Source organism: uncultured Campylobacter sp., from assembly GCF_938045205.1.
GTDB lineage: Bacteria > Campylobacterota > Campylobacteria > Campylobacterales > Campylobacteraceae > Campylobacter_B.
The window spans coordinates 1-3,128 of the sequence record NZ_CALIMY010000166.1 but is presented as its reverse complement, the minus strand read 5'-3'; the positions used below and the strand labels follow the sequence as shown (position 1 = coordinate 3,128).

1 protein-coding gene and 2 pseudogenes are annotated in these 3,128 nt (G+C 52.1%); all 3 read left to right on the top strand.

Features of this window, described 5'->3' with window-relative positions; translation table 11 throughout:
* Positions 1 to 37: 37 nt before the first annotated feature.
* Positions 38 to 598 (top strand): annotated as a pseudogene (locus tag Q0198_RS10360) (tRNA (uridine(54)-C5)-methyltransferase TrmA); the annotation flags it as partial.
* Between the two features lie 498 nt (positions 599 to 1,096).
* Positions 1,097 to 1,579 (top strand): annotated as a pseudogene (locus Q0198_RS10975) (methyltransferase domain-containing protein); the annotation flags it as partial.
* A gap of 100 nt (positions 1,580 to 1,679) precedes the next feature.
* Complete coding sequence (gene ilvA / locus Q0198_RS10350; RefSeq protein WP_005872070.1) at positions 1,680 to 2,891, top strand: threonine ammonia-lyase; 1,212 nt, start codon at positions 1,680 to 1,682, stop codon at positions 2,889 to 2,891.
* Positions 2,892 to 3,128: the final 237 nt, after the last annotated feature.

Genomic DNA, 3,128 nt, shown 5'->3' with positions numbered 1-3,128 from the left:
CGGCAGCTGCACGCTCGGTGAGCCCTATGAGGATCAAATTTCATACAAAAAGCAGCTGATAAGCGATAAGTTCAGAGAATTTTTTGACGGCGAGTTTGAATTTTTTGCCTCGCAACCGCAAAATTATCGTATCAGGGCGGAATTTGGCATCTGGCACGATATTTGGCATAGCGCATTTGATCTTGCTTACACGATGGGTGGCGCACGTAGCAAGAAAATTTTAATTAACGAATGCCCTAAGGTAGTGCTTCCTATCGCAAATTTAATGCCGCGGCTGCTAGAGGCGCTTAGGCGGAGCGAAGCTTTAAAAGAAAGGCTCTTCGGCGTCGAGTTTATCTCGTGCGCCAGCGGGATTTTGGCGACGCTGCTTTATCACAAGCGCCTGGGCGAGCGCGAGCAGGGGGCGATTTGCGAGCTGGCAGGCAAGCTTGGCATCAGGGTTATGGCTCGCGCGCGCGGACAGAAGCTGCTAAGCGGCGAGCTAAGCCTCACGGACGAGCTTTGCGTGGACGGGCGAGTTTATAAATTTCGCTTCGGCGAAAACGCCTTCATCCAGCCCAACCGCGGCGTGAACGAAAAGATGATCGCCTGGGCGAGAAGCTGCGTGGACTTCGGCAAAGAGGGTGCGAGCGAGCTATGCGCCGCGCAGAATTTCGCCGATAGGAATTTTGTTGAAAAAAATTTTGCCGCACGGAATTCCGTCGCAAAGAATTTCATAGCGGAGTATTCCGCCGAGCAAAATTATGGCTGTGAGCAGTCTGCTACGCAAAATTCTATGGATCGAAATTTCGCTTCTGAAAATTCTACCGAATTGGATGCCGCTTGCCGAAATTCTACTCCATCAAATTCTGCGCAAGCGAGATTTAGCGGCGAAAATTCCGTGAAATTTAACTGTGCGTTCGCAGACGAAAGCTCTGCGGATGATAATTTCGCCCATAAGGTTTTAGATGCGCAAAATTCCGCCTCTCAAAATTTCATCGAACAGAATTTGACCGCGCAAAATTTAGATTGCGAAAAGCAAAGTGCGCAAAATTCGAGCCACGAGCAGTCCGCTGCGCAAAATTCGAGCTGCGAAAAACATTCCGTGCGCCCAGAAAGCTCCGGCGCGCGCGATCTGCTGGAGCTGTACTGCGGGCACGGTAACTTTACCATCCCGCTTGCGGCTAAATTTAACCGCGTGCTGGCGAGCGAAATTTCAAAAAGCTCGATTGCTAATGCCCGCATAAACTGCGAGCTCAACGGCGTTTGTAACGCGCAATTCGTTCGCCTTAGCGCAGATGAGCTGATGAGCGCGTTTGCGCGCAGGCGTGGGTTTGAGCGGCTAAAGGGGATCGATATTTTCAGCTACGATTTTTCGCACGTCTTGATCGATCCGCCGCGCGCGGGGCTGGAGCCTAGCGTGATTGATTTCATAAAAAATTTTCAAAATTTGATCTACATCTCCTGTAATCCGCAGACGCTTTTTGAAAATTTACGCTCGCTTTGCGCTACGCATGAGGTGCGCAGATTTGCGATCTTCGATCAGTTCGCGCATACGAGCCATATCGAATGCGGCGTGCTGCTAAAGCGCAGGAGTTAGGCGGGTTTACAACCGAAGTTGTGGATTTAGACGGCGCGCGGGATAAAATTTCGCCTAAAATATGTATAATAACAAAATTTAAAATTACGAAAGGAAGTAGATGGTTGATCTAAATAAAATCATCCAAGCAAAGCGCACGATAAACGATTTCGTCTATAAAACGCCCTTTGCTTTGGCGCCGAAGCTCAGCAAGCTTTACGGCGCGGAAGTGTATCTCAAAAGCGAGAATTTGCAGCGCACCGGCGCGTATAAGATTCGCGGCGCTTACAATAAAATCGCGCACCTAACGGATGAGGAGCGGGCCCATGGAGTAATAGCTGCAAGCGCGGGCAACCACGCCCAGGGCGTAGCGATGAGCGCGCAAAAATTCGGCGTGCATGCCGTGATCGTAATGCCTGAAGCCACGCCGCTACTTAAGGTAAGCGGCACGAAGGCTCTGGGCGCAGAGATTATCCTAAAGGGCGATAATTTCGACGAGGCGTACGCGTTTGCACTGGAATATGCCAAAGAGCACAATCTGACGTTTGTCCATCCCTTCAACGACGAGTTCGTCCAAGCGGGCCAGGGCACGATCGCGCTTGAGATGATCGAAGAGGTCGCAGATCTTGAATACATCGTCGTTCCGGTTGGTGGCGGCGGGCTTGCGACGGGGGTTTGCAGCTGCGCCAAGCAGATTAACCCCGACATCAAAATCATCGCCGTAGCCGCCAAGGGCGCGCCCGCGATGCACGATAGCTTCGTCGCGAAAAAGCCACTAAATTCCAAATCCGTCCGCACCATCGCCGACGGTATCGCGGTGCGAGATACGAGCGAGATCACGCTTTCTACGATCATCGAGTGCGTTGATGAGTTCGTGCAGGTCGATGACGAGGAGATCGCAAGCGCGATACTCTATCTGCTCGAGCAGCAAAAAATCATCGTCGAGGGCGCAGGTGCGGCGGGCGTAGCGGCGCTAATGAACGCGAAATTTGCATTCCCCGCGGGCGCAAAGATCGGAATTATCCTAAGCGGCGGTAACATCGACGTGCAGATGCTAAACATCATTATCGAAAAGGGCCTCATAAAATCGCACCGTAAGATGACGATCAACGTCACGCTCGTCGATAAGCCGGGCGCGCTTACGGGGCTTACCGAAATTTTGCGCCGCGCCAACGCAAACATCGTCAAGATCGACTACGACCGCTTCTCAACCAATATCGAGTACGGCGACGCGCAGATCACGATTACGCTTGAGACCAAAGGCAAGGCTCACCAAGAGGACATCGCCTGGGCGCTCAAAAACGCAGGGTATGATTTCAGGGAGATTTTATAAAATTTCGCCGGAGCTCTGGGCTTGGGCTTTGATTGCGCTTCTCGACTCACGGCGGTTAAATTTTAAATTTACATCCGCCTTATCCCCGCCGTGCCGAAATTTAAATTTAACGCGGCCGCAGTCCGCAGTTTAAAATTAGCGCGAGCGTAGCTCGCCCCTTATAAAGCGTCGTAGGGGGATGGGTGGGGCTTGGGGGGGGGAGGGGAGCGACCTCGCAATTTAAGCCCCCTTCCCGCC

Bases quoted from the DNA above. Each gene is read 5' to 3' on its own strand.
- ilvA (WP_005872070.1), top strand. From the start codon at position 1,680: ATGGTTGATCTAAATAAAATCATCCAAGCAAAGCGCACGATAAACGAT.